The sequence below is a fragment of the Pseudoxanthomonas sp. LjRoot125 genome (assembly GCF_964252705.1).
GTDB lineage: Bacteria > Pseudomonadota > Gammaproteobacteria > Xanthomonadales > Xanthomonadaceae > Pseudoxanthomonas_A.
Window position 1 is genome coordinate 1,513,897 of record NZ_CAXUOY020000001.1, and the last position, 26,695, is coordinate 1,540,591.

The 26,695-nt window shown below is 68.1% G+C and carries 22 protein-coding genes; 7 read left to right on the forward strand and 15 right to left on the reverse strand.

Annotated elements, in window-relative coordinates; translation table 11 throughout:
• Positions 1–54: 54 nt before the first annotated feature.
• From ACSION_RS06935 to tldD, 4 genes are read left to right on the forward strand one after another with little or no spacing between them, the layout of a single operon-like run.
• Positions 55–654, forward strand: coding sequence for a Maf family protein (locus ACSION_RS06935; RefSeq protein ID WP_435305408.1), 600 nt, complete (start codon positions 55–57; stop codon positions 652–654).
• A 13-nt stretch (positions 655–667) separates the two neighbouring features.
• Positions 668–2,155: a ribonuclease G gene (gene rng / locus ACSION_RS06940; protein ID WP_093490429.1), complete on the forward strand. Its 1,488-nt coding sequence runs from the start codon at positions 668–670 to the stop codon at positions 2,153–2,155.
• 24 nt (positions 2,156–2,179) lie between these two features.
• Positions 2,180–6,010, forward strand: coding sequence for a YhdP family protein (locus tag ACSION_RS06945; protein ID WP_435305409.1), 3,831 nt, complete (start codon positions 2,180–2,182; stop codon positions 6,008–6,010).
• A gap of 59 nt (positions 6,011–6,069) precedes the next feature.
• Positions 6,070–7,512, forward strand: coding sequence for a metalloprotease TldD (gene tldD, locus ACSION_RS06950; protein WP_435305410.1), 1,443 nt, complete (start codon positions 6,070–6,072; stop codon positions 7,510–7,512).
• A gap of 23 nt (positions 7,513–7,535) precedes the next feature.
• Here the strand turns inward: tldD and yjgA are convergent, their stop codons facing one another.
• Positions 7,536–8,087 carry a ribosome biogenesis factor YjgA gene (yjgA, locus tag ACSION_RS06955; protein ID WP_093490431.1) on the reverse strand — a complete coding sequence of 184 codons (552 nt, stop codon included), beginning with the start codon at positions 8,085–8,087 and terminating at the stop codon, positions 7,536–7,538.
• 96 nt (positions 8,088–8,183) lie between these two features.
• Here yjgA and pmbA point away from each other — a divergent pair, with 96 nt between their 5' ends.
• Positions 8,184–9,542 carry a metalloprotease PmbA gene (pmbA, locus tag ACSION_RS06960; protein WP_435305411.1) on the forward strand — a complete coding sequence of 453 codons (1,359 nt, stop codon included), beginning with the start codon at positions 8,184–8,186 and terminating at the stop codon, positions 9,540–9,542.
• A gap of 117 nt (positions 9,543–9,659) precedes the next feature.
• Positions 9,660–10,037, forward strand: coding sequence for a DUF4870 domain-containing protein (locus tag ACSION_RS06965; RefSeq protein WP_435305412.1), 378 nt, complete (start codon positions 9,660–9,662; stop codon positions 10,035–10,037).
• A 68-nt stretch (positions 10,038–10,105) separates the two neighbouring features.
• Here ACSION_RS06965 and ACSION_RS06970 read toward each other — a convergent pair whose 3' ends face one another.
• Genes ACSION_RS06970 through tilS form a run of 3 tightly spaced genes read right to left on the reverse strand, consistent with a single transcriptional unit; the run spans position 10,106 to position 12,574 of the window.
• Positions 10,106–10,984 carry a polyprenyl synthetase family protein gene (locus ACSION_RS06970; protein WP_435305413.1) on the reverse strand — a complete coding sequence of 293 codons (879 nt, stop codon included), beginning with the start codon at positions 10,982–10,984 and terminating at the stop codon, positions 10,106–10,108.
• A complete protein-coding gene (locus ACSION_RS06975; protein WP_435305414.1) occupies positions 10,974–11,234 on the reverse strand; it encodes an exodeoxyribonuclease VII small subunit in 261 nt (86 codons plus the stop codon). Before ACSION_RS06975 ends, ACSION_RS06970 begins: the two co-directional genes overlap by 11 nt.
• Before the next feature lie 44 nt (positions 11,235–11,278).
• Positions 11,279–12,574 carry a tRNA lysidine(34) synthetase TilS gene (gene tilS / locus ACSION_RS06980; protein ID WP_435305415.1) on the reverse strand — a complete coding sequence of 432 codons (1,296 nt, stop codon included), beginning with the start codon at positions 12,572–12,574 and terminating at the stop codon, positions 11,279–11,281.
• Positions 12,575–12,703: 129 nt separating this feature from the next.
• Between tilS and ACSION_RS06985 the strand changes: the two genes are divergently transcribed.
• Entirely contained in the window at positions 12,704–13,633 is a 930-nt protein-coding gene (locus ACSION_RS06985; RefSeq protein WP_435305416.1) for a GAF domain-containing protein, read from the forward strand.
• A gap of 6 nt (positions 13,634–13,639) precedes the next feature.
• On the opposite strand, the gene ACSION_RS06990 is transcribed toward ACSION_RS06985, so the two are convergent.
• From ACSION_RS06990 to bamA, 11 genes are all read right to left on the reverse strand, one after another.
• On the reverse strand, positions 13,640–13,828 hold the full coding sequence (locus ACSION_RS06990; protein ID WP_435305417.1) for a hypothetical protein: 189 nt from the start codon (positions 13,826–13,828) through the stop codon (positions 13,640–13,642).
• A gap of 101 nt (positions 13,829–13,929) precedes the next feature.
• Positions 13,930–14,679 (reverse strand): tetratricopeptide repeat protein, encoded by a 750-nt coding sequence (locus ACSION_RS06995; protein ID WP_435305418.1) that lies wholly within the window; start codon positions 14,677–14,679, stop codon positions 13,930–13,932.
• Between the two features lie 97 nt (positions 14,680–14,776).
• On the reverse strand, positions 14,777–15,736 hold the full coding sequence (locus ACSION_RS07000; RefSeq protein ID WP_435305419.1) for an acetyl-CoA carboxylase carboxyltransferase subunit alpha: 960 nt from the start codon (positions 15,734–15,736) through the stop codon (positions 14,777–14,779).
• A gap of 96 nt (positions 15,737–15,832) precedes the next feature.
• Positions 15,833–19,390, reverse strand: coding sequence for a DNA polymerase III subunit alpha (gene dnaE, locus ACSION_RS07005; protein WP_435305420.1), 3,558 nt, complete (start codon positions 19,388–19,390; stop codon positions 15,833–15,835).
• A gap of 169 nt (positions 19,391–19,559) precedes the next feature.
• A complete protein-coding gene (locus ACSION_RS07010; RefSeq protein WP_435305421.1) occupies positions 19,560–19,835 on the reverse strand; it encodes a hypothetical protein in 276 nt (91 codons plus the stop codon).
• A 137-nt stretch (positions 19,836–19,972) separates the two neighbouring features.
• Positions 19,973–20,578: a ribonuclease HII gene (gene rnhB, locus ACSION_RS07015; protein ID WP_435305422.1), complete on the reverse strand. Its 606-nt coding sequence runs from the start codon at positions 20,576–20,578 to the stop codon at positions 19,973–19,975.
• The gene (lpxB, locus tag ACSION_RS07020; RefSeq protein ID WP_435305423.1) at positions 20,575–21,753 is read right to left on the reverse strand and encodes a lipid-A-disaccharide synthase; all 1,179 of its coding nucleotides are present in this window, start codon (positions 21,751–21,753) and stop codon (positions 20,575–20,577) included. The genes rnhB and lpxB overlap by 4 nt, the downstream gene beginning before the upstream one ends.
• Positions 21,753–22,541, reverse strand: coding sequence for an acyl-ACP--UDP-N-acetylglucosamine O-acyltransferase (gene lpxA, locus ACSION_RS07025; protein WP_435305424.1), 789 nt, complete (start codon positions 22,539–22,541; stop codon positions 21,753–21,755). Before lpxA ends, lpxB begins: the two co-directional genes overlap by 1 nt.
• 1 nt (position 22,542) lies before the next feature.
• A complete protein-coding gene (gene fabZ / locus ACSION_RS07030; RefSeq protein ID WP_093490445.1) occupies positions 22,543–22,998 on the reverse strand; it encodes a 3-hydroxyacyl-ACP dehydratase FabZ in 456 nt (151 codons plus the stop codon).
• Positions 22,998–24,017 carry a UDP-3-O-(3-hydroxymyristoyl)glucosamine N-acyltransferase gene (lpxD, locus tag ACSION_RS07035; RefSeq protein ID WP_435305425.1) on the reverse strand — a complete coding sequence of 340 codons (1,020 nt, stop codon included), beginning with the start codon at positions 24,015–24,017 and terminating at the stop codon, positions 22,998–23,000. Before lpxD ends, fabZ begins: the two co-directional genes overlap by 1 nt.
• A gap of 105 nt (positions 24,018–24,122) precedes the next feature.
• The gene (bamA, locus tag ACSION_RS07040; protein ID WP_435305426.1) at positions 24,123–26,603 is read right to left on the reverse strand and encodes an outer membrane protein assembly factor BamA; all 2,481 of its coding nucleotides are present in this window, start codon (positions 26,601–26,603) and stop codon (positions 24,123–24,125) included.
• Positions 26,604–26,695 lie beyond the last annotated feature (92 nt).

Below are 26,695 nucleotides of genomic sequence, written 5' to 3' on the forward strand. Positions count from 1 at the left end.
GTCGGCCCCGCATCAGGACCCATTCAGTCAGGTGCCGCGGGTTATTCTTCTTCGATGCTCTACCTGGCCTCCCAATCCCCCCGCCGCGCCGAACTGCTGACCCGCCTGGGCTTCGTGTTCGGGCGGATCGATCTCGACATCCCCGAACACCGCCAGCCCGGCGAACCGGCCACCGACTACGTACGCCGCGTCGCCCGTGAGAAGTCCGGTGCCGGCCTGCTGAAGGTCGTGGCCACGCCCGGCGCGGTCGTGCTGGGGGCGGACACCGAGGTCATCCTGGGCGACGAGGTGTTCGGCAAGCCTGCCGACGAAGCCGAGGCTGCCGCCATGCTGCGCCGGCTCTCCGGCCGCACCCACCAGGCTGTCTCGGCGGTATCGGTGGTCAGCGCCGGCCGCGAAGCGCAGGCCCTGGTGGTCACCGAGGTCAGCTTCGCCGAGCTCGACGATGCCGAGATCGCGGCGTACGTCGCCAGCGGCGAAGCGATGGGCAAGGCCGGCGCCTATGGTATCCAGGGGCGCGCCGAGCAGTTCGTCACCCGCCTGGCCGGCAGCTACTCGGCGGTGATGGGCCTGCCCCTGCATGAGACCGCGAAGCTGTTGCGCGAATTCGGCATCCACCCGTCGCCGGCCACTGCCGCCCACGCCACAGCCTGAGGGAAGGACCCCGATGTCGGAAGAAATCCTGGTCAACGTCACCCCGCGCGAGACCCGCGTCGCGGTGATCGAAAACGGCATGCTGCAGGAACTGCACATCGAGCGCGGCTGGCGTCGCGGGGTGGTGGGCAATATCTACAAGGGCAAGGTGCAGCGGGTGATGCCGGGCATGCAGGCCGCATTCGTCGAAGTGGGCCTGGAACGCGCGGCGTTCCTGCACGCGAACGACATCGTGCGGTCTTCGCCGGGCGCCGTCGTCGAAGGCGAAGAGGCACCGATGCCCGCGCCGCCGCCGGCGCCGATCATGGATCTGCTGCGCGACGGTCAGGACATCGTCGTGCAGGTGGTGAAGGACCCGATCGGCAGCAAGGGCGCGCGCCTGACCACGCAGATCAGCATCCCGTCGCGTTACCTGGTGCTGCTGCCGCAGTCGAAGGTGATCGGGGTATCCGCGCGCATCGAGGACGAAGCCGAGCGCCATCGCCTCAAGCAGGTCGTCACCGAACTCGCCGGCCTGCACGGCGGCCACGGCTACATCATCCGCACCAATGCCGAAGGCCAGCCGGCCGAGGCGCTGGCCGAGGACATCGCCTATCTGTCGCGCGTCTGGAACGTGGTCGAACGCCGCGGCCGCGAATCGCCCTCGTGCAGTGTCCTGTACGAAGACCTCAGCCTGCCGCTGCGCGCCGTGCGCGACCTGATCCGCAAGGACGTGGAGAAGGTGAAGGTCGATTCGAAGGAAACCCACGAGCGGCTGCAGGCCTTCGTCGCCAAGTACATGCCGGTGCTGGCGGAGCGCATCGAACTCTATGCAGGTGAGCGCCCCATCTTCGATCTGTACGGGGTCGAGGACGAGATCGGCCGCGCGCTGGACAAGCAGGTGCCGCTGAAGTCCGGCGGCTACCTGGTGATCGACCAGACCGAGGCGATGACGACGGTCGACGTGAACACCGGTTCGTTCCTCGGCCAACGCAACCTCGAAGAAACCGTCTACCGCACCAACCTGGAGGCCGCCCAGGCGGTCGCTCGCCAGCTGCGACTGCGCAACCTGGGCGGCATCATCATCATCGACTTCATCGACATGACTGATCCGGAGCATCGCCGCCAGGTGCTGCGCACGCTGGAGAAGTCGCTGGCGAAGGACCATGCCAAAACCACGGTGTACGAGTTCTCGCCGCTGGGCCTGGTGGAGATGACGCGCAAGCGCACGGTGGAAAGCCTGGCACGCCAGCTGTCCGAACCGTGCCCGGAGTGCAGCGGTCGCGGCAGCATCAAGACTGCCGAGACGGTCACCTACGAAATCTTCCGCGAGATCACCCGCGCGGTGCGCCAGTTCGAGGCGGCGCGCTTGCTGGTGATCGCGTCACCGAAAGTGGTGGCGCGGATCACCGACGAGGAATCCGCTGCGGTCGCCGAGCTGGAGGAATTCCTTGGCAAGTCGATCCGCTTCCAGGCGGACGAGCAGTATCTGCAGGAGCAGTTCGATGTCGTGCTGCTCTGACACACGGAGCGGGGCGCGCCGCTGATGCCCACGCCGCTGCGCCGCCGCCTGCGTCTGGCCCGCCGGGGTGCCGTTTACGGCATCGCGGTCGTGCTCGTGTGCATGGCCGTGGTGCTCGGCATCGCCAGCCAGGTGTTGCCGCTGGCCGAGCGCCACCCGGATCGCATCGCAGCGTGGCTCAGCGAGCGCGCTGGCCGCCCGGTGGCCTTCGATGCGGTCAAGACGCAGTGGACGCGGCGCGGCCCATTGCTGCAGCTCGATGGCCTGCGCCTGGGCGAAGGCGATGCCGGCGTGCGCATCGGCCAGGCCGAAGTGCTGGTATCGATGTACGGCGGACTGCTGCCGGGGCGTTCGTTCACCGAGTTGCGGCTGCGTGGCCTGGCGTTGACGCTGCAGCGCGGCGATGACGGCAAATGGTCGGTGCGCGGCCTGCCGGGCCAGCAGCAGGCCAGCGACGATCCGTTGCAGAGCCTGGAAGGGCTGGGCGAATTGCAGGTGATCGACGGTCGGCTCGCCATCGTGGCGCCATCGCTGGGCTGGGACATCCAGGTGCCCGACGTCGATCTCCGGCTGCGCGTGCAGGGTGATCGCGTGCGTGCCGGGACCCGCGCCTGGATCCGCAAAGATGCGGCGCCGATCAACGTCGCGGTGGATTTCGACCGCAAGGCCGGCGATGGCCGCGCGTATCTCGACGTCGTGGCCGACGACATTGGCGCCTGGGCTCCCTTGCTGCGCTACGCCGGCGTGGTGGCCGAACGCGGCAACGGCCGCGTGCGCGCGTGGACGGAATTGCGGCGCCATCGCGTGGTGCTGGTGACCGCCGACGCGCAATTGCGCCAGGTGGGTCTGCGCGGCGAACCGCTGCCGGCATCCGCTGCGCCGACACGCGTCGCGTTCGATCAGCTGGAAGGCCGCATGCGTTGGCGGCTTGTCCAGGGCGGTTGGCGCCTCGATGCACCGCACTTGCGCGCGGGCAGTGCACCGGCAGTACAGACGCTGGATGGCCTGGTGCTGGCCGGCGGTGCGCAATACGCGTTGCTGGCCGATGAAGTGGATGCCGCGCCGTTGTTCGCGGTGCTGGGCCTGAGCGACAAGGTCGATCCGGGCCTGCGCCGCTGGTTGGTCCGGGCGAAGCCGGGCGCACGGCTCGCACGGCTCGCGTTGTCGGGTCGCCGCGATGGCACGATGCATGGTGAAGGCACCCTGCGCGACATTTCCTTCGCGGCCGTCGGCGATGCGCCGGGGCTCAGCGGACTGGCGGGTGACTTCGACGGCGACGCGGCCGGTTTCCGGCTGAAGCTGGACCCGGCCTCGCGCATGCGCTTCGATTGGCCGAGCGGCTTCGCCGTCGTGCACGACGTCAGGCTGCAGGGCGAGGTGGTGGGGTGGCGCGAAGGCCAGGGCTGGCGCGTGGGGACGCCTGCCTTGCAGGTGCAGGGCAAGGACTACGCCGCCGACGTGCGTGGCGGGATGTGGTTCCAGGGCGATGGCACGCGACCGTGGATCGACCTGGCCGCCGATCTCGCCGACGCGCCGGTGCCGGTGGCGAAAGGGTTCTGGATCCATCACAAGATGCCCAAGGCGGCCGTGGACTGGTTGAACGGCGCGTTGGTCGGCGGCACGGTCCGCGATGGACGCGCGATCGTGACCGGCGACCTGGACGACTGGCCGTTCACCCATCAGAACGGCCGGTTCGAAGCGGTGGCGCATATCGAGGGCGGGCAGTTCAAGTTCCAGCACGACTGGCCGCAGCTGGAGCAGGTGCATGGCGACATCGCCTTCATCGGCAACGGCTTCCAGTTGAAGGGCCGTGGTGCACTGGCGGACGTCGTGGTTCCCGCGTTCGAGGCCGGCATCGCCGATTTCGGTGCGGGCGACCTGAAGATCGCCGCGCGCACCGATACCGACGCAGGCAAGCTGCTCGCGATGCTGCGGCAGAGTCCGCTGCACAAGACCTACGGCGATACGCTCGATCATCTGCAGGCGAAGGGCCCGGTGGCGGCGACCTTCGACCTGCTGCAGCCGCTGCATGCCGACGAACAGGCGCGCAAGAAGCTCGCCGGCACCGTGGAGCTGAAGGGCGCGCAACTGGCGGAGAAACGCTGGGACCTGGTATTCGACAATGTCCGCGGCAAGGCGAAGTACGACGATGGCGGATTCGCGTCCGGCCCGCTGCAGGTGATGCACGACGGGCAGGCAGGCGTGCTCGGCCTGCGCGCGGGCAGCGGCACGCGTGATCGCAACCAGGCGTTCGAAGCCGACCTGACCGCCGTCGTGGATGCCGACCGACTGCTTGACCGCGCACCCGAAGTGGCCTGGCTCAAGCCGTACATGGACGGGCGTTCTTCGTGGACGGTGGGCGTGAACATTCCGCGCACGCCGACCGGGAAGCCTGAAGCGCCCACGCAGCTCAACCTCACCTCCGACCTTGTCGGCACGGCGATGAGCCTGCCGGCGCCGTTGCGCAAGGCGGCGACCGCGCCGCTGCAGACGACGGTGCGCGCGCCCTTGCCGATGGGCAGCGGGCAGATCGATGTGGCGTTCGGCGAGCTGCTCGCACTGCGCGCCCGCGCCAGCAACGGACAGACCGGCGTGCGCGTCGTGCTGGGCAGCGATGAAGTGAAGGACGCCGCGCCCGCGTCGGGGCTGATCGCCACCGGCCGCGCCGGTACGCTGGATGCGATGGAATGGGTGGCGCTGGCCAAGGGCGGTGGCGAAGGCGATTCGCTGCCGCTGCGGCATATCGACATCACCGCCGAACGCCTGCTGATGATCGGTTCCGTGTTCCCCGATACGCGATTGCAACTGGCGCCCGCGCAGCAGGCGCTGGCCGTGTCGCTGGATGGCGACGCGCTGTCCGGGGCGCTGCTCGTGCCCGATGCGAAGGGCGCGGCGATCGCCGGCAAGCTGGCCCGCGTGCACTGGCGCAAAGCACCTGCCGCCGATACGGGCGCCACCGCCGCGAACGCACGTGGCGTGACCGACGACATCAATCCGGCCGAGATTCCGCCGTTGTCGCTGGATATCGAAGATCTTCGTTTCGGCGATGCGAGCCTCGGCGCAGCGAAGCTGCGTACGCGCCAGCAGGCCGACGGCATGCACATCGACCAATTGCAGCTGCGCTCACCTGGTCAGCACATCGACGTGAGCGGGCAGTGGACCGGCATGGGCGAGGCGGCGCGCACCCGTTTCACCGCCGAGGTGAAGAGCGAGAACTTCGGCGTGCTGCTCGATGACCTGGGCCTGGGCGACCGCGTCGGCGGCGGCCACGGCCAGATCACCGCCCAGGCCGGCTGGCCGGGCAGTCCGGCAGCATTCCGGCTGGCTTCGCTGGAGGGCAGCGTGAAGCTCGCCGCGCGCGATGGCCACCTGCTGGAAGTGGAGCCCGGTGCGGGTCGCGTGCTGGGCCTGCTGAGCGTGGCGGAAGTGCGCCGCCGCCTGATGCTCGATTTCAGCGACTTCTTCTCCAAGGGCTTCGCGTTCAACCGCATCGATGGCGACATCCGCATCGCCGGCGGGCTGGCGCGCAGCGAGAACCTGGTGATCGACGGCCCCGCGGCCGAGATCCAGATCCGCGGCGACACCGATCTGCGCAGCGAACGTTTCGACCAGATCGTCGACGTGAAGCCCAAGTCCGCCAACGTGCTGACCGCCGTGGGCGCCGTCGCCGGTGGCCCGATCGGCGCGGCGGTGGGCGCGGTGGCCAATGCGGTGCTGAAGAAGCCGCTGGCCGAGATGGGCGCCAAGACCTACCGCGTCACCGGCCCCTGGAAATCGCCGAAGGTCGAAGTCGTCGGCCGTGAGCAGTCGCGCGTCGCGAACGACAAGCGCAACGACGCCGCCGGCGCCCCCTGAGCCGGTCGGACGCACGGCTGTCCTTGCCGTCGCCGTCCTCCACCCCCATTGTGATGTCCATGACCCTGCCGATCGCCCTCGCCGAATCCCGTCTCCTCCTGCCTGCCGGCCTGGCTTCGTCCAGCCTGGATCGTGCGTTCGGTGTCCTGCTGGGGCCCGGCGTCGATTTCGGCGACCTCTATTTCCAGCACGCGCGCCGCGAGAGCTGGACGGTCGAGGACGGCATCGTCAAGGACGGTGCGCACTCCATCGAACAGGGCGTCGGCGTGCGCGCGATCTCCGGTGAGAAGACCGGCTTCGCCTATTCCGACGACATCAACGCACAAGCTTTGCTGGGCGCGGCGAAATCGGCACGTGCCATCGCACGCGACGGTGCCGCGCATGCTCCGCGCACGCTGGTGCGCAGCGAAGGTCGCGCGCTGTACACCAGCGAAGATCCCATCGACGGAATGGGCAACGAGGCCAAGGTCGAAGCACTTCGCGCGGTGGACCGTTTCGTGCGCGCGGCGGATCCTCGCGTGCAGCAGGTGACGGTGAGCCTGGCGGGCGGCATCGACACGGTGCTGGTGGCGCGCAGCGATGGTGTGCTCGGCGCCGACGTGCGGCCGCTGGTGCGCCTCAACGTGCAGGTGATCGTGGAGCAGAACGGGCGCCGTGAATCCGGTTATGCCGGCATGGGCGGGCGCTACGGCTATGCGGAACTGTTCGCCGACGGCAAGCCCGAAGACCTCGCGCGCGAAGCGCTGCGCCAGGCGTTGGTGAACCTGGAAGCGATCGATGCGCCTGCCGGCATCATGCCGGTGGTGCTCGGCAGCGGCTGGCCCGGCGTGCTGCTGCACGAAGCCGTCGGCCACGGCCTGGAAGGCGACTTCAACCGCAAGGGCACCAGCGTGTATGCCGGGCGCATCGGCGAGCAGGTCGCGTCGACGGGCGTCACCATCGTCGACGACGGCACGCTGCCGGGTCGCCGCGGTTCGCTCAACATCGACGACGAGGGAACGCCGACGAACTGCACCACGCTGATCGAGGACGGCGTGCTGGTGGGCTACATGCAGGACTCGCTCAACGCGCGCCTGATGGGCGTGGCGCCGACCGGCAACGGCCGCCGTGAATCGTTCGCGCACCTGCCGATGCCGCGCATGACCAATACCTACATGCTGGCCGGGCAACACGATCCGGAAGACATGATCCGTTCGGTGAAGAAGGGCCTGTACGCGGTCAACTTCGGTGGCGGCCAAGTCGACATCACCAGCGGCAAGTACGTCTTCTCGGCGACCGAGGCCTACCTGATCGAAGATGGCCGCATCACCGCGCCGGTGAAGGGCGCCACGTTGATTGGCAACGGGCCGGAGACCATGCAGAAGGTGAAAATGGTCGGCCACGACCTGGCGCTCGACGCCGGTGTCGGCGTGTGCGGCAAGGACGGGCAGAGCGTGCCGGTGGGCGTAGGCCAACCGTCGCTGCTGATCGAAGGCCTGACAGTGGGTGGTACGAAGGCGTGAAGCCGCGTCGCGACGCGATGCCTTCAGTCTTCCTCGCCCGCTTCGTCGTCGTGACCGGGGACCGAGAGGGCGTCCTTGATCTCGCGGAACAGTTCGCGGAACGCACGCGGCGGTTTGTTCTTGGCGCGCTCGTCGGTGGCGTTGCGCACCAACTGGCGAAGCTTCTGACGATCGGCCGTGGGGAACTCGCCCAGCAGTTCCGCCAGCGCGTCGTCGCCACCGGACAGCAGGCGGTCGCGCCACTGTTCGGCGCGATGCAGCAGGGCCGTCTCGCGACGCGCCGCTTCGCCGCCTTCGTCCATCGCGTCGCGGATCGCTTCCAGCACGTCGTCCTCTTCGCGCCGCATCTGTTTGGCGAGGAATTGAAGCTGGCGTTTGTGGGCGATGTGCGAGGTGATGCGCTGCGTTTCCACGATGTGCGGCATCAGCTCTTCCGGAATCGGCAGGCGCGCCAATTGCGCGGCCGGCAGCGCCACCAGCTTCTCGGCCAGGCTGCGGATCTCCAGGGCTTCGCCCCGCTGCTGGGTGCGGCTCGGGCCAAGGAATTCGCCGGTTTCGGGGTCGCGTCCGCGCATGGTGAAGCCTCTCTTTCGCTCCCGCATCGCGCGGGAGCCTGACCAGGGTACCGATCCGGCGCCTCGGCGCGGATCACAGGACACAAGGATAAAGCATTGAACGCCACCCTCCCGACCACCGCCGACGACAGCCTCGCAAGGCTCGAACGCCTGGAATCCCTGTCACAGCGCCTGCTGGCGCGCGCGAAGGCGTCCGGCGCCACCCAGGCGGAAGTGAGCTGCAGCGAGGAGACCGGGCTCAACGTCAACGTGCGGCTGGGCGACGTGGAGACGGTGGAATCCACGCGCGACCGCGGCATCGGCGTGACCGTCTACTTCGGCCAGCGCAAGGGCAGCGCCAGTACCGCCGACCTGCGTGAAGAGAGCCTGGAGGCGACGGTGGCGCAGGCCTGCGCGATTGCGCGCTTCACCGAGGACGACGAAGCCGCCGGCCTGGCCGACGCAGCGCTGATGGCGCGGGAATTCCCCGACCTGGACGTGTGGCACCCCTGGGCGCTCGACATGGACCAGGCCGTGGACCTGGCCCTGGCTTGCGAGGCCGCGGGCCGCGACGTGGATGCGCGCATCGCCAACTCGGACGGCGCCTCGGTCGGCAGTGGCGAAAGTCTGTCCGTGTACGCGAACTCGCATGGCTTCATCGGCCGCGAACGCGAGACCCAGCACACCATCGGTTGCGCGCTGATCGCCGGTCAGGGCGATGCCATGCAGCGCGACGGGTGGTACAGCACCGCGCTGTCGCACCTGGCGCTCGAGGCGCCGGACGCGATCGGGCGCAAGGCCGCCGAGCGCACGCTGTCCCGCCTGCAGCCGCGCTCGCTGGCCACCGGCCAGCATCCGGTGCTGTTCTCGGCCGAAGTCGCTCGCTCGCTCGTGGGTCACCTGCTGGGCGCGGTGTCGGGTGGCGCGCTGTACCGACGTGCCAGTTTCCTGCTGGACCATGTGGGCCAGCGGATCTTCCCGGCGTGGTTCGCCATCGAGGAGCTCCCGTTGCTGCGGCACGGATTGCGCTCGGCCGCCTTTGACGCCGAAGGCGTGGCGACCAAGCGTTCGCACATCATTCGCGACGGCGTGCTGGAGCGCTACCTGCTGGGTAGCTATTCGGCGCGCAAGCTGGGCCTTCAGACCACCGGCAACGCCGGCGGTGTGCACAACCTGCAGGTGAAGGCGAACGCGGGCGGCTTCGACGACCTGCTCGCGGACATGCGGACCGGCCTGCTGGTCACCGAGCTGATGGGGCAGGGCGTGAACGGCGTGACCGGCGACTACTCGCGCGGTGCGGCGGGCTTTTGGATCGAAGACGGCGCCATCGCCTATCCGGTCGACGGCGTCACCGTCGCCGGCAACCTCAAGGACATCTTCGCCGGCATCGAGGCCGTGGGTACTGACGTCGATCGCCGCTCGCACGTGGCCATCGGTTCGGTCCTGGTCGGTCGCATGACGGTGGCCGGCGAGTGATCGCAGGTTGGGGGAAACCCTGACCGAAACCGTCCCTGATTCCCGTTATCCTTGCCGAGGGGTACCCGTAGCGCAGCCACGGGGCCCGACCACCGCATCCATTCCGGGGAAACTTGCATGAGCGAATTCGAGAACGTCACCGCACCGCCGCCGCCGCCTTCGGGCGCCGCGCCGCAGGAAGACCGCACCATTGCCCTGCTGACGCACCTGTCGGGCATCCTCTTTGGCTTCATCGTGCCGTTGATCATCTGGCTGGTGAACAAGGACAAGACGGACAAGGGCTGGTTGAACGACCAGGCCATCGAAGCGTTGAACTTCCAGATCACCGTCTTCATCGCCTTCGTGATCTCGTGGATCCTGGCGTTCGTCCTGATCGGCCTGCTGCTGATGCCGCTGATCGGCATCGCGAACCTGGTGCTGTGCATCATCGCGGGCATGAAGGCGAACAACGGCGAGGCCTACCGCTATCCGTTCGCGCTGCGCCTGATCAAGTAAGCGCCACGCGTATCGCCCATGAAAAAGCCCGGCATCGCCGGGCTTTTTCTATGCGCGCGCCGCGTCGCTCAATGCGCGCGCCGCACCGTCAGTTCACCCAACGCGCGCAACGCATCGGCGCGCGCGTCGTAAGGCGCCAGCGCGGCCTGCATCGTGGCGGCCAGTTCTTCCAGTTTCGCCTTCGCCCCATCCATGCCCAGCAACGCGGGATAGGTGGACTTGGCCTGTGCCTGGTCCTTGCCGGCGGTCTTGCCGAGCTGTTCCGAGCTGGCCTCGATGTCGAGGATGTCGTCGCGGACCTGGAAGGCCAGGCCCAGCGCCGTGGCGAACGCGTCCAGGTGCGCCAGTGTGTCGGGCCCGACCGTGCCGGCCAACGCGCCCATCCGCACGGACGCGCGGATCAATGCCCCCGTCTTCAGCGCGTGCATGCGTTCCAGTGCATCGAGTGCCTGCACCGCGCCGGTAGCGTCGATGTCCAGCGCCTGCCCGCCGCACATGCCGGCCGCGCCCGAGGCCTGCGCGAGCGTCGCCAGCCAGTCCACGCGGCGCGCGGCCGGGGCGGGAGCGGAGGCCAGTACTTCGAACGCCCGTGTTTGCAGGGCGTCGCCGGCCAGGATCGCGGTGGCTTCGTCGAAGGCGATATGGACGGTGGGCTTGCCACGACGCAGGTCGTCGTCGTCCATCGCCGGCAGGTCGTCGTGGACCAGCGAATACGCGTGGATCAGCTCCACCGCCACCGCGGGCGCGTGCAGGTCGGCTTCGTCGGCGCCGATCAGTGTGCCGCTCGCGTAGACGAGCAGGGCGCGCATGCGCTTCCCGCCTTCGAGAACAGCATGGCGCATCGCCTGGTGCAGGCGCTGCGGCGCGGCATCGGCCGGGGGCAGCACGCGGTCGAGGTGATCTTCCAGGCCCGCCGCCCAGGCGACGAAGCGGGGGTCAGCGGCCATCGGGCGCCGGGGCGAAGGGCTCGCCGCTCTCGGGCTGCTCCGGATCGCTGAGGAGCCTGACCCGCAGTTCGGCCTGCTCCAGCGCGGTCTGGCACTGCCGGTAAAGGCCCACGCCGCGCTCGTAGGCGGCGAGCGATTCTTCCAGGCTCATGTCGCCGTGTTCCATCTTGTCGACCAGCTTCTCCAACTCGTCCAGCGATTGCTCGAAGTGGGCGACGGGGGAGGCGTCCGGGGTGTTCTTCTTGGCCATGCGACAAGTGTGGGGATCGACTCCGGCCAGGTCAACGCGGGGCGTCAGCCACGCTGCCAGGCGAGGCGGGCGCCCCGCGCACGGAGCCACGCATCGCCATCCGCTGAAAGCACGAGGTCGCCCGCGGCCCACAGCGCGCCTTGCCGCCACAGCAGTGGAAGCTGGCGGCGTTCCCACGGCGGCACGCCCAGCGACTGCAGTACATCCTTCAAGGCATGCGTGTGCGTGCGCCCGGGCAGCGTGATGCGTTCGCCGCCCTGGCGCGCCGTGAGCGTCAGCGGTACGTCGAAGCCAGGGCTGCCGCCCTCCAGGCTCAGTTGGCCGCCATCGGGCAACGTGCACGGTGCGCTGCCATCCCAGGCGGCCTGCCAGTCTTCCGGCAACATGGGTCGCAGGCGTTCCGCATGCAGCAGGTCGCGCCAGCGCCGCACGACGGCGTCCTGCCAGGCGAACGATGCCTGCGTATCCGCGCGGGCATCGAGCAGGTGCGCTTCGATCTGCGCGACCCCCTCGGCAGGCAACGGCGGCAGCGACAAGGTGTCGATCCAGCGCCGCAAGATGCGCGCACGCTGTGCCGGATCCGATGCGCGTAGGGGATCGATGCGCAGTGCGGCGGGGTCTGCCGTGGCCGCATGCGCGAGCAGTCGGGCATCGTGGCGGGCCAGCAGGTCGGCGCTCTCCGCATTGAGGGTTGCGCTGCGCGCAAAGGCCGCCGCCGCATGCGGCCAGCGTCGCGCCAGCAGCGGCAGCACCTCATGGCGGAGGAAGTTGCGGTCGAGGTCGGTTTGCGCGTTGCTGGGGTCCTCGATCCACGCCAGTCCGTTCGCGTGCGCGTACGCCTGCAGATCGCCGCGCGGTGTTTCCAGGAGCGGCCGCCACAGCCAGCCGGGGCCGAACGTGCGCCATGGGCGCATGGCGGCCAGGCCGTCCGGGCCGGAGGCACGCAGGGCGCGGAGCAGGAACGTTTCGGCCTGGTCGTCGCGATGGTGCGCGGTGGCGAGGATGTCGCCGTCCGCCATCGCCTCGACGAATGCGGCGTGGCGTGCCGTACGCGCGGCGGCCTCGGGACCTTCGCCTTGCCGGTCTACCCGGACGCGCGCAATGCGCAGCGGCACATCGAGCGTACGGCAGACCTGCGCGCAGTGGTCGGCCCAGGCGTCGGCTTCGTCCATCAGGCCGTGATGGACGTGCAGCGCACCCAAGCCGCGGGCGCGGATCGCGATATCGGCGGCGAGCCGGTGCAACAGCACGGTGGAATCCCGTCCGCCACTGAAGGCCACCCAGACGCGGCCCGCCGTCGGGGCAGGCAACAGGTCCAGTGACGTGGGTGCAGCGTCCATGCGCGCATGCTAGCGGTGATGCGTGCCGCACGGGAAACTCTGTGATGGGCGTTGGAGTTTTCTGATGCGTTGACGGGATCTGAACCGTTACGCCGCGAACATCGCACCGACCGTCCCACAGGAGCCTCCGTGAATCCGACCGCCGACAGCGAACGCGCCCGCCGGCACACGCTCGACCGCTACCACGCCCTCGACACGCTGCCCAGCACGGTCTACGACGACCTCGTTGCGCTGGCCGCCGCCGTCTGCGGCACGCCGATCGCGGTGGTGTCGCTGATCGATCGCGAACGTCAGTGGTTCAAGGCGCGCATCGGATTGGACGGGCACGAAACCACGCGCGATACCGCCGTCTGCGACCATGCGATCCGGCAGCCGGAGGAACTGCTGGAGATCCAGGACCTCGTCGAGGACACGCGCTTTTCCAGCTTCCCCATCGTCACCGGTGACGTGAAGGCCAGGTTCTACGCCGGCATGCCGTTGGTCGCCGGCACCGGCGAGGCACTCGGGACCGTGTGCGTGGTCGACACCCAACCGCGCCGCTTGAACAACCAGCAGAAGACCTCGCTGCGTGCGCTCGCGCGCATCACGGCCACGCTGCTGGACGCGCATCGCGCGCAGCACGAAGGCCTGGCATTGATCGCGCTGCAGGGCCAAGATGCGGCGCTTGCGCCCACCGATACCTATTGCGTCGTGCTCATCGAAGTGCAGGGCATGGCCGAAGCGGGGCGTCGCCTGGGCGAGCGCGCGCTCGAGAAGACGCTGCAGGGGCTGGAACCCCTGTTCGACGCCTGCCTCCGTCACGAGGCGGGCGACCATGTCAGCCGGGTCACCGATAGCGCAGAGTTCGTCGTGCTGCTGAAGGGCGCCGATGTCGAAGCGCGCATCGATGCGTTGCGGGCCGCTGCGCGTCAGGCGGCACATCGCAACGCGCTGGTGCTGCTGGTCGGCGCTGCCGCGTCGGCGACGCACGGCGAAGCCGTGTTGCAGGTCTATTTGCGCGCTGAAGAAGATCTCAGCACGCAGAAGGATGCCTTGGCCAGCGGTCGCGAGGCGGCCTGACCGCGCTCAACGCACCTGCTGCAGGATGAGGATCAGCGCCGCGATCCAGCAGGTGCTGACGAACAGCCCGAGCACGAGGTGTTGGCTCACGCCGGTGCGGTGGAAGCGCCAGCGGTTGACACCCAGCGCGACCAGGACCGGCAACGTGAACAGTACGGCGGGCAACAGCCACCAGGGCAACGAGAGCAGGTCCATGACGGTCCTCCCTTCGGGCGGACGGTGCGCCGTCCGTTGACCGCATGATCCCGCGCGGCGGTGCCGCCCGCATTGATTCCGATCAACCACCCGTCGGAGGATCAGCGTTCCAGCGCGGCGAGTTCGCGCTTGGCCACGTCGATCCAGTCCTGTTGCTCGCGTCGGTAGTAGCGCGGCGCGACGTCGGAACGATCGAGGATTTCCTGGAACACGGCGCGCGCGCGGCTGCCCTCACCGGCACGCTTGAGCAGCAAGCCGAAGCGCGCCCGCGCCTCTTCGCCGGGGTAGCCCTGCACGACCGCTTCGTACTCGTGGATGGCCGCCGCCGCATCACCGGTGTCTTCCACCGTGCGCGCATACAACAGATGTCCGTCGGCAGAACGGAAGGCGGGATTTGCGGCGATCAATGCATCCAGCGTGGCCCGCGCCTTCTGCGAATCGCCCAAGCCGAACTGCGCCTTCGCCAGCCCGAGCATCAGGTCCGGATCGGTGGCATAGAGGCCCTTCAACGCCTGCTCGTACAACTCGACGGCATGGGCGTAGTCGCCGCTGCGCAGGCTTTCCTCGGCCAGGCGGCGACGGTTGTCCGGTGTGTCCGATGCCTTCAGCAGCTTGGCGGCATCGCGCCGGTCGCGATCCGGATCGATCCGGTTGCGCACGTTGCGGACGGTGCGGCGCGCTGACGGGTTGTGGCGCAGGTCGGGCAGGATCTCGGCGATGAAGTACACGATCACCGCGATGAAGGAGAACACCAGCAGGATGAAGACCCAGTAGAGCGGTCGCCCGGTGCGGACCACGTGCACGCAACAGGCGATCTGCAGGGCGAGGGACAGCAGGATGAGGGGGCTCATGCGCGGTGGGCGGCCGATCGGGACGTGCCGCGCAGCATCCGCGATCTTTGGCCGATCCGCCAGTCAGGCCGCGTCGGCGGCCGTGCAACAGGGCCGATCAGGCGGCTTCGTACGCCCCGTAGCCACGCAGGCGCGCGTAGCGCTTGGCCAGCAGCTCCTCGACGGGCAGTTGCTCCAGCGCATCCAGTTCGTTGAGCAGCACGGCCTTCAGGCGCACGGCCATCTGGCGCGGGTTGCGATGGGCGCCGCCGATGGGCTCGCGCACGACCTTGTCGACCAGGCCCAGCGCGCTCAGGCGCTTGGCGGTCAGGCCCAGCTGCTCCGCGGCGTCCTTGGCCTTGGCGGCATCCTTCCACAGGATGGAGGCACAGCCTTCCGGAGAAATCACCGAGTAGGTGCCGTACTCGAGCATCAGCGTGCGGTCGCCGACGCCGATCGCGAGTGCGCCGCCGCTGCCGCCTTCGCCGATCACCGTGCAGATGATCGGGATCTTCAGCTCGGCCATCTCCATCAGGTTGCGCGCGATGGCTTCGGACTGGCCGCGCTCTTCCGCGCCGACGCCCGGATAGGCGCCCGGCGTGTCGATGAAGGTCAGCAGCGGCAGCTTGAAGCGCTCGGCCATCTTCATCAGGCGCAGCGCCTTGCGATACCCCTCCGGGCGCGGCATGCCGAAGTTGCGCGCGATCTTGCTCTTGGTGTCGCGGCCTTTCTGGTGACCGATGATGACCACGCTGCGGCCGTCGATGCGGCCCAGGCCGCCGACGATGGCGGCGTCGTCGGAAAACGCGCGGTCGCCGGCCAGTTCCTGGAACTCGTCGCAGAAGACCTTGATGTAGTCCAGCGTGTAGGGACGCGCCGGGTGGCGTGCCAGCTGCGACACCTGCCACGGTGACAGGTCGCGGAAGATCTGCGCGGTGCGGATGCGGAGCTTGTCCTGCAGCGCGTGCACCTCGGCATCGACATTCACCGCCGGCCCAGTGCTGGCGGCGCGCAGATCCTGGATCTTGGCTTCCAGATCGGCGATGGGCTGTTCGAAATCGAGGTAGTTCGGATTCATCTGCGGGCCATGGGCCGGAAAGGGGGGAAGTGTAGCCGAAGCCGTCCGGCGGTCACGTACGGGGGGGTAGGGCCGTGACGCCCCTCACGACCCGCGTCAGTTGGCCCAGGGGCGGTAGAACGCGGGCTTGGCGGTGCGCACGCCGGGCATGGCACGCAGGGCGTCCAGCAGCTCCGCGTCCACGCGTACGGCCTTCTGGCCGTTGAGGTCGAGCATGCCGGCGATGGTGTTGCCGCCGGCGCCCATCAGCAGGTCCAGGCGCAGCGGCGTGCCGCCGGGGCGATGGCGCGACAGCAGCGCATCCACGCGTTCCCACAGGCCCGGCACGCGCAGGTCCAGGCGCAGCTGCAGGCGTTGCGCGTGCTGTTGGCACAGCGCGGTGTAATCCCACACCTGGCGAATGCGCAGGCTGTAGCCGCCGCTGAATTCGTCTTCGCGCAGGCCGCCCTTGATCACCAGTACGCGGTCGCGTGTCATCAGCGCGCCGAATTCGTTCAAGGCATCGGAGAACGCACTGCATTCGATGCGGCCGCGCCCATCTTCCAGCTGCACGAACACCTGGCTGTCGCCCTTGCGTCGCACGCCGACCACCTGGCCGGCGACGATCGCATTGACCTCGGGACGCCAGCCTTTCTTCTCGCCGCTGGAACCGCTCGACCAGATGCGGTCCAGCTCGCTCAGGTCGCTGCCCACCAGCGTGCGCAAGTCATCGCGATACGGGTCCATCGGATGGCCGCTGAGATAGTGCCCCAGCGTCTCGCGCTCGCCATGCAATTTCTGGGTGAGCGGCCATTCGTCCGTCACCGGGAGTTCGACGTGGATGTCGTCGCTGCCGGCGCTGGCGCCGAACATGTCGACGATGCCCGCATTCCGGTTCTTGTTGATCTGGTCGATGGCCTTCAGCACTTCCGGCAGCTGCAGGGCCAGCGACGCCCGGTTCCGCCCGAGGGCATCCAGTGCGCCGGCGTTGATCAGCGCCTCCATCGCCCGCTTGTTGAGCTTGGACGAATCGACGCGCTTGCAGAAGTCCAGCAGGTCACGGAAGGCGTCGCCGCCGCGGCGCGCCTCGACGATGCTCTCGCACACGCCCTGGCCTACGCCCTTCACCGCGCCCAGGCCGTAACGCACGGTGTTGGCATCGGTGGCGACGAACATGAAGTCCGAGTGGTTCACGTCCGGTGGCAATACATTGAGGCCCAGGCCGCGTGCTTCGTCGAGGAAGCCGACCACCTTCTCGGTCTTGTCCATGTCCGACGACAGCGTGGCGGCCATGAATTCGGCGGGATAGTGCTTCTTGAGCCACGCGGTCTGGTAGGCGACCAGCGAGTACGCGGCGGCATGCGACTTGTTGAAGCCGTAGCCGGCGAACTTCTCCATCAGGTCGAAGATTTCGTCGGCCTTGCGCTCGTCTACGCCGCCCTGCGCGGCGCCTTCGCGGAAGATCTCGCGCTGCTTGGCCATTTCGGCCGGCACTTTCTTGCCCATCGCGCGGCGCAGCAGGTCGGCGCCGCCCAGCGAGTAGCCGCCGACGATCTGCGCCATCTGCATGACCTGCTCCTGGTAGACCATGATGCCGTAGGTCTCTTCCAGCATGGTCTTGGTGCGCGGGTCCGGATAATCGAACTCTTCGCGGCCGTGCTTGCGCTCGACGAACGACGGAATCATGTCCATCGGGCCGGGGCGGTACAGCGCGTTCAGCGCGATCAGGTCCTCGAAGCGGTCGGGCTTGGCTTCCTTCAGCGCACGCCGCATGCCGGTGGATTCGAACTGGAACACCGAGCCCGTGTTGCCGTTGGCGAACACGTCGCGATACACGCTTGCGTCGTCGAGCGGGATCGTGGCGATGTCGACCGGCGTCACCCCGAGGTGCGCGCGGCGCGCGTTCACCGCCTTCACGGCCCAGTCGATGATCGTCAGCGTGCGCAGGCCGAGGAAGTCGAACTTCACCAGGCCGACGGCTTCGACGTCGTCCTTGTCGAACTGGGTGACCGGGTTCCGGCCGCGGCCGCCTTCGTCGTGTTCGGCGAACAACGGGCAGAAGTCCGAGAGCGGCGTGGGCGCGATCACCACGCCGCCGGCGTGCTTGCCGGCGTTGCGGGTGAGATCTTCCAGCTGGCGTGCCAGGTCGATCAGGTCGCGGACGTCGTCCTCGTCGCGGTAGCGTTCGATCAGCTCCTGCGAGGCCATCTCGCTGCTGCCTTCGCCCATCGCATCCTTCAGCGTCACGCCGAGGATGTTCGGGATCAGCTTGGCGACGCCGTCGACCAGGCCGTACGGGAAGCCCAGCACGCGGCCCGCATCGCGTACCACGGCCTTGGCGGCCATGGTGCCGTACGTGATGATCTGGCTGACCCGGTCGCGTCCGTACTTGCGCGCGACATAGTCGATCACCTCGTCGCGGCGATCCATGCAGAAGTCGATGTCGAAGTCGGGCATCGACACGCGTTCCGGGTTGAGGAAGCGTTCGAACAGCAGGCCGTAGGGCAGCGGATCGAGATCGGTGATCTGCAGCGCCCACGCCACCAGCGAACCGGCACCCGAGCCGCGGCCCGGCCCGATCGGGATGCCGTGGTTCTTTCCCCACTGGATGAAGTCGGCCACGATCAGGAAGTAGCCGGGGAAGCCCATCTTGCAGATGGTGTCGAGCTCGAAGTCCAGCCGCTTCTCGTAGTCCTCGCGCGTGTGGCCGGGCGCGAGCGGGTTCTTCTCCAGGCGCGTCTTCAGGCCGTCATGCGACAGGCTGCGGATCCAGCTGTCCAGCGTCTCGTCGTCGGGTACCGGATAGGCAGGCAGGAAGTACGTGCCCAGCCGCATCTCGATGTTGCAACGCTGCGCCAGCGCGATGGTGTTGTCGATCGCATCCGGCACGTCGGCGAACAGCTCGGCCATCTGCACCGCCGACTTCATGTACTGCTCGGGGCTGTAGTCGCGCGGGCGCTTCGGATCGTCCAGCACGCGACCGGATGCGATGCAGACACGTGCTTCGTGCGCGTCGAAATCGTCCGGCGACAGGAAGCGCACGTCGTTGCTGGCGATCACCGGCAGGCCGCGCACGCCCGACGCGTGCAGGGCGAACGCGTTGAACGCTTCTTCGCCATCGCGCTGGGTACGCGTCAGCTCCAGGTGCAGGTCCTCGCCGAAGCTGCGCTGCCAGTCGGCCAGGTGCTGCTCGGCCAGGTCGTGGCGGCCACCCAGCGCCATCCGGCCGGCCAGGCTCTGCCTACCCATCAGCGCGAACAGGCCCGCGTGGTCCTGGCGCAACCAGTCCGGGTCGATGGCCACGCCGTCGGTGCGGTGGCCTTCCATCCAGGCGCGCGTCAGCAGGCGCGAGAGCGACAGATAGCCTTCGCGATCGCGGCACAACAGCGTGACCGTCCAAGGGGTTTCGTTGCCTTCCGCGACCAGCAGATCGGCGCCCGCGATGGGCTTCAGGCCCACGCCTTCGGCCGCCTTGTAGAACTTCACCAGCGCGAACAGGTTGTTGCGGTCGGTCACCGCGAGCGCGGGCATTCCCAACTCCACCGCGCGGCTCAGCAGGTTCGCCTGCTTGGCTTTCTTCGGGTCGGCCTGATCCGGCTTCTCGGGCACGCGGATGATCGAATCCGCCAACGAAAATTCGGTGTGCAGGTGGAGGTGGACGAAACGGGAAGACATGCCGGCTCGGGGTACTGTCGGGCCAGCGTAACGGCGGGGGTGGGGTGGGGCAAGGCTTGACATTCCGACACCGCCGGCCGGCCCCGCCAGACAAAAAAAAAAGGCCGCCCAGGGGAGCGGCAGGGGGAAGCGGAAGGCCTGCCGTTCTCAGCGGCGTGGCCGGGGTCAGTCAGTGCAGCAGGCGCTCCAGGCTCCGCTGGCGGCGGAAATCCAGGTAGCGCGCGGTCTCGTCCGCCAACACCGTCCACAGACCTTCGTCCAGGGGTGCGAGGCCGGGGGTGCGCAGCGCAGCCAGTACCTGCTGGAGGCGCGCGCGCTGGAGGGCGTCGGGCGTCCACGTACGGTCGGCCAGCAGGCAGCGCAACAGCGCGAGGCGCTCGTCGTCGGGATGGTGGTAGCTAGGGTGCGACGTCGCGGGCGCGACGTCGGAATGCATCAGGGTCATGCAGGCCTCGTGGGGGAGAGGAACCCGCGGTCCAGGGGGAGGGAGCGGGCATGACCGTCATGCTGCCGTGCGCGGCGGCGCGGCGCGCCTGCAAAAAGCCATCGTGACGATGGGCACGGTGCCGATGGTCACGCGATTCAGCGCGTGAGCAGTGCCTCGCGTACGGGAGCGAAGCTGCGCCGGTGATGCGCGCAGGGCCCATGTTGCGCGAGCGCCGACAGATGCGCCGGCGTGGGATAGCCCTTGTGCACGTTGAAGCCGTACTGCGGGAATGTGGCGTGCAGCTGCACCATCAGGCGATCGCGCGACACCTTCGCAAGGATCGAGGCCGCCATGATCGCCGGCTCGATGGCATCGCCCCCGACCAGCGTTTCGGCCATGCAGTTGAGGCCCTTGGGCGCACGGTTGCCATCGATGCGCACCAGGTCCGGGAACGGCTGCAGCGCCATCACCGCACGGCGCATGCCTTCCAGCGTGGCCTGCAGGATGTTGAGACGATCGATTTCGTTGGGTTCGACGAATTCCACACGCCAGGCGAGCGCACGTTCCTGGATCAACGGGAACAAGGCTTCGCGTTTGCTCTCGCTGAGTTGTTTGGAATCGTTGAGGCCCGGGATTGCGCGGGCATCGTCCAGGATCACGGCGGCGACGGCGACCGGGCCCGCGAGCGGGCCGCGGCCTGCCTCATCCACGCCCGCGACCAGGCGGGCGATGGGCATCGCGAAGAGGCCTTCCATGCTCATGCGCGCGATGTCCCGCCGAGCACGCCAGCGACCGCAGCGGCGGCGCTGGCCGATGCGTCCTGCTTCAACTGCGCATGCAGGCGCTGGTAAGTGGGTTGCAGAGCGGCGACCGCATCGGGCGAGCGGAACCAGCGCAGTACGTCGGTGGCGAGGTGTTCGGGCGTGCAGTCATCCTGCATGCGCTCGGGCGCGATGTCCTCGCCGGCGAGCACGTTGGGCAGTGCATACCGCTCCACCTTCAGCAGGCCCAGGCCCTTCACGATCCGGTAGGTCAGCGGTGCGATCCGGTAGCCCACCACCATCGGCCGCTTGCATAACATCGCCTCCAGCGTGGCGGTGCCGGAGGCCAACAGGACGACATCGCTGGCGATCATCGCCGCGCGCGCCTGGCCATCGAGCAGGTGCCGCGCGGCGTCCGCGCCGTGCGCCGCGAACTGCGCCTGTAGCGCCTGCCGGCAGGCCGCGTTTGCAGCAGGCACGACGATCTGCAGCCCCGGGATTTCCGCGGCGACACGTCGCGCGGCATCGAAGAACGCCGGCGCGAGGCGATGGATTTCTCCCAGCCGGCTGCCGGGCAGCACGGCCAGCACCGGGGCATCGGCCGCCAATCCCAGCGCGGTCCGTGCGGCATCGCGGTCCGGATGCAGCGGAATGTCGTCGGCCATCGGGTGTCCGACGAAACGCGCATCCACGCCGTGCCGGGCGTAGATCGGCGGTTCCATCGGGAACAGGCACAGCACCCGGTCGGCGCTGTGGCCGATCTTCTCCGCACGCTTCTCGCGCCACGCCCAGACGGAGGGGCTGACGTAATGCACGGTGCGCACGCCGCGTTGCTTGAGCCAGGCTTCGACGCCGAGGTTGAAGTCGGGTGCGTCGATGCCCACGAAGACGTCGGGCTTCCAGTCCAGCATGCGCTGGCGGAACGCCTTGCGCAGCCGCAGCAGCCGCGGCAGGTGGCGTAGCACCTCGGCCAGGCCCATCACGGCGAGCTCGCCCGCGTCGTACCAGGTATCGCAGCCGGCGGCGCGCATGGCGTCGCCACCGATGCCGGCGAATTCGGCGTTCGGGAACCGCTGTTTCAATGCCGCGATCAGGCCCGCGCCCAGCCCGTCGCCGGACGCCTCGCCCGCGCACAGCGCGATGCGGAGCGGCCGGGCCGCGGGTGCCGCGTCCATCAGCGCTGCAACGGCCGTTCGCCGCTGTCGATGAAGTGCAGCAGGGCCTTCACGTCGTCGCTGGCCTGTGCCTGTTCGGCAAGCTGTTGCTTGGCTTCTGCCAGCGGCAGGCCGGCGACGTAGAGCGTGCGGTAGGCGCGCTTGATGGCAGCGATGCGGTCGGCGTCGAAGCCGCGGCGCTTCAGGCCTTCGCTGTTGATGCCGCGCGGCCGGCCGGAGGCTTCGCCGGCGACCATGGTGAACGGCGGCACGTCGCCGCTGAGCAGTACGCCCATGCCGATGAAGGCGTGCGCACCGATGCGGCAGAACTGGTGCACGCCGGCGAAGCCGCTCAGGATCACCCAGTCCTCCACGGTCACGTGGCCCGCGAGCGTCGCGTTGTTCGAGAACACGCAGTGGTTGCCGATGACGCAGTCGTGGGCGACATGCGTATAGGCCAGCAGCATGTTGTCGCTGCCGATCCGGGTGATGCCCGTGCCAGTGACGGTGCCGCGGTTCAGCGTGACGAACTCGCGCACCTGGTTGCGGTCGCCGATGACCAGTTCGACGCGCTCGCCCTTGAACTTCTTGTCCTGCGGATCGCCACCGATCGCCGCATGCCCGACGAAATGATTGTCGCGACCGATACGGGTCGGGCCGCTGACCGTGCAGTGGGGACCGATGATGGTGCCGTCACCGATCTCGACCTCGGGGCCGACATAGGCGAACGGCCCGATGCTGACGCCTTCACCCAGAGAGGCGCCGGGATCGACGACCGCGCTGGGATGGATGGCGGTGGGGGCGCCCATCTCAGCGGGTGTCCTCGGCGCACAGCACGTCGGCGCAGGCGACCTGTTCGCCGTTGACCGACGCAACGCCGGTGTAGAAGGCCATGTTGCGGATCAGCCGCTTCAGGGTGACGTCCAGGTCCAGTCGGTCGCCCGGCACCACCATCTTGGTGAAGCGCGCGTTCTCCACCTTCACCATGTAGAACATGCGGCCCGCGGTATCGCCCTGGTGCGACAGCTGGGTCAGCAGCCCGCCGGCCTGCGCCAGCGCCTCGATGATCAATACGCCGGGCATGATCGGGCGGTCAGGGAAGTGGCCGGTGAAGAAGGGCTCGTTCTGGGTGATGTTCTTGTAGGCCAGTACGCGCTTGTCCTTCTCGAACTCCACCACGCGATCGACCAGCAGGAACGGGTAGCGATGCGGCAGCAGCTTGCGGATGGTGGTGGAGTCGATCGGTAGTTGCAGGTCTAGGGTCATCAGCTTTCCTTGTCGGCCGCCAGCACGCGTCGTGCCAAGGCGTCCAGTTGCTTGAAGCGGGCGGCGTTCTTGCGCCAGGTTCGGTTGTCGGTGAGTGGCGTGCCGCTCGAGTATTCGCCGGGCTCGGTGATCGAACTCGTCACCAGCGACATCGCGGTGACGACGACGCGGTCGCAGATCTCCAGGTGGCCTAGCACGCCGGCGGCGCCGCCGATCAGGCAGTAGCGGCCGATGCGCGCGCTGCCGGCCGCAGCGCTGCAGCCGGCCATCGCCGTGTGCGCGCCGATGCGGACGTTGTGGCCGATCTGGATCTGGTTGTCGAGGCGAACGTCCTCTTCCAGCACCGTGTCGTCGAGCGCGCCGCGGTCGATGGTGGTGTTCGCGCCGATCTCGCAATCATCACCGATGACCACCCCGCCCAGCTGCGGGACCTTGATCCAATGCCCGCTGTCCATTGCCAGGCCGAAGCCATCGGCGCCGATGACGGCGCCGGGATGGACCAGTACGCGCTTGCCGAGGCGGACGCGCGTCACCAGGGTGATGCGGGCGATCAGCTCGCTGCCGTCGCCTACGGTGCAGTCATCGCCGATCACGCAACCGGGACCGACGACACAGCCATCCCCGATCACGCTGTGCGCTCCGACGGTGACGAAGGGGCCGACGTGTGCGCTCGCGGCGATGCGGGCGCTGGGGTCGATCGCGGCGCTCGGGTGGATGCCCGGCGTGCGCACGGGCTTGCTGTCGAACAGCGCAGCCATCTTGGCGAAGGCCGTGTACGGATCCTTTGCGATCAGGACGGCGCCGGGGGCGGCGTCGGCATCCTCGGCGCGCAGCACGATCAGGCTGGCCTGGCTCTCCGCCAGTTGGCCCCGGTAGCGGCTGTTGGCCAGGAAAGCCAAGTGGCCGGGCTCGGCCCGCGCCAGGGTGGCGACGCCTTCGATGTGCAGGTCGGGATCGCCACGGAGCTCGAGGCCGAAGCGGTCGGCCAGCGCGTGGGCGGTATGGGTGGGCAGCGTCATAAGGCGCGTAGTTTAGCGCCAGCGACCGCCAAACCGCTTTCACGGGGGCGTATGGTGGACGACAGGCGGGGGGTTGTTGCCCCGCCTGTCAACGCGTCGCCAGGATCAGAACGCGCCGCCGAAGGTGAACTGCAGGCGTTCCAGCTCGTCGCCCTCTTCCTTCTTCAACGGGAAGGCATAGCTGATCGAGATCGGGCCGACCGGCGCACGCCACAACAGCGCGACACCCGTGGAGGCGCGCAGCTCGCCGGCATCGAAATTGTCCGCGCCGTCGAAGACATTGCCGAAATCGAAGAACGCCGACACGCGGGCGGCATTCGAGTCGAACAGTTTCGGGAAGATCAGTTCTACCGAACCGGTCGTCTTCAGCGAACCACCCAGAGGCTGGCCACGGTAACCACTGATGACCTCCGAGCGAGGACCCAGCGTGTTGTCGCGGAAGCCGCGCACCGAGCGCGTACCGCCCGCATAGAAGTTCTCGAAGAACGGCAGGCCGCCGGCGACCAGGGTCTTGTCCAGCGTGCCACCATCGGCGCACGTGCCGTCGGCTGCGGGTGCAGTCGTCGTCGCCTGGCCGGGGATCTGCGGATCGGAGCCGGTGGCGCGGCAGATATAGCGGTAGATGTCGGAGCCGTAGCTGTCGCCGTAGCCGACTTCCGCGCGGGTGTTGAGCACGAAGGAAGGGCTCAGCGACCAGTACTTCGAGAACTCGTAATTGAGTTTGTAGTACTCGACGGTGGAGCCGGGCAGCGCGATCTCAGCCGACACGCGCTGGTAGGTGCCGCCGGTGGGCATGAAGTAATCGTTGCGGGTGTCGCGTGCCCAACCCACTTCGGTACGCCACGCATGGAACGTGCGCTGGCCCACGGCGTCGATGTATTCGATGATCGACTGCGGCGTGGAGCCCTGGAAGGTCAGGATTTCGTTGCTGTCCACGCCGAACAGCAGCGAGACGGTGTCGTTCTCGGTGATCGGCAGGCCCAGGACGCCCTGTGCGGCGGCGCTGGTGGTGGAGTACTGCGCGGTGTTGAAGTCCGAGTAGTCGAACTCGCGCCACCACAGGTTGTAGCCCAGCGACATGCCTTCGTCGGTGAAGAACGGGTTCGTATACGAGAACGAGTAGCGCTGCAGGTAGTCGCTGCGCTGCGCCTCGACGGCGACGCGGTTGCCGCCGCCGAGGAAGTTGTTCTGCGACAGCTGGATCGACGTGGTCAGGCCGGAGAGCTGCGAATAGCCCAGGCCGAACACGAAGCTGCCCGAGGTGGTTTCCTTCACGGTGTACACCACGTCCACCTGGTCGGTGGTGCCCGGGACGGGCGTGGTTTCGACGTCGACCGTCTCGAAATAGCCCAGGCGGCGCAGGCGCACGCGCGAGCGGTCCACCGCGACCTGCGAGAACCAGCTGCCTTCGAACTGGCGCATTTCACGGCGCATGACTTCATCGGACGTGCGGGTGTTGCCCTTGAAGACGATCCGGCGCACGTTCACGCGCGGGCCCGGGATCACCTGCAGGTTGATCGCGACGGTGCGGTTATCGCGGTCGATCGTCGGGATCGGATTCACCTGCGCGAACGCGTGGCCGATGTTGCCCAGCGTCGCGGTGATCGAATCGGAGGTCATCTCGAGCAGGATGCGCGAGAACGTCTGCTCCGGCTTGACGATCACCAGCTTCTCGATCTCCTCCTTGGGCAGCACCGTGTCGCCGGTGACCTTCACCTCGGAGATCTTGTACTGCTCGCCCTCGGTAATACCGGCGGTGATGAACATGTCGCGCTTGTCGGGACTGATCGACACCTGGGTGGAGTCGATGTTGAAGTCCACGTAGCCGCGGTCCAGGTAGTAGGAGTTCAGGCGTTCCATGTCGCCCGACAGCTTTTCCTTGGAGTACTGGTCGTCGCGGCGGTACCAGGACAGCCAGCTGGATTCCTTGGATTCCCAGTTCTCCAGCAGATTCTCGGTCTCGAACTTCTCGGCACCGACGACGTTGACGTGCTTGATCTTCGCCGCCTTGCCTTCCTTCACGGTGATCGTGACGTCCACGCGGTTGCGGTCCAGCGGACTGACGGTAGGCGTGATCTCGACGTTGTACTTGCCGCGGTTGTTGTACTGGCGCACCAGTTCCTGCGTCACGCGGTCCAGGCTCAGGCGGTCGAAGGTCTCGCCCTCGGCCAGGCCGATGTCCTTCAGGCCCGACATCAGGTCATCGGTCTTGATGTCCTTGTTGCCGGTGAGCGTCAATTTGTTGATGGCCGGGCGCTCGGTGACCGTCACCACCAGGATGTCGCCCTGGCGGTCGAGCTTCACGTCTTCGAAGAAGCCCGTCTTGTAGAGCGCGCGGATGGATTCGGAGACGCCGGACGGCGTGACGTGTTCGCCGCGTTCGATCGGCAGGTAGGTCAGCACGGTGCCGGCCGAAATGCGCTGCAGGCCGTCGATGCGGATATCGGTGGCGGTGAACGTCTCGCTGCTCAGCGGTGCGGCCGCCGCGGGCGCGGGGGCGGTGTCCGTCGTCTGGGCCAGTGCCGGCATGGCGATGGCCGAGGCCAGGGCGAGGGCAAGCAGGCGGCGGGAGGGCAGTCGCGTCATCATCACTTCCGATTGGGGTAGTTCCTGCAATGCAGGAATGGGGCGCAGGGCTGCGTTCCCGGGGCTTGCCGGTCGGGGGCGACCCTTGGAGC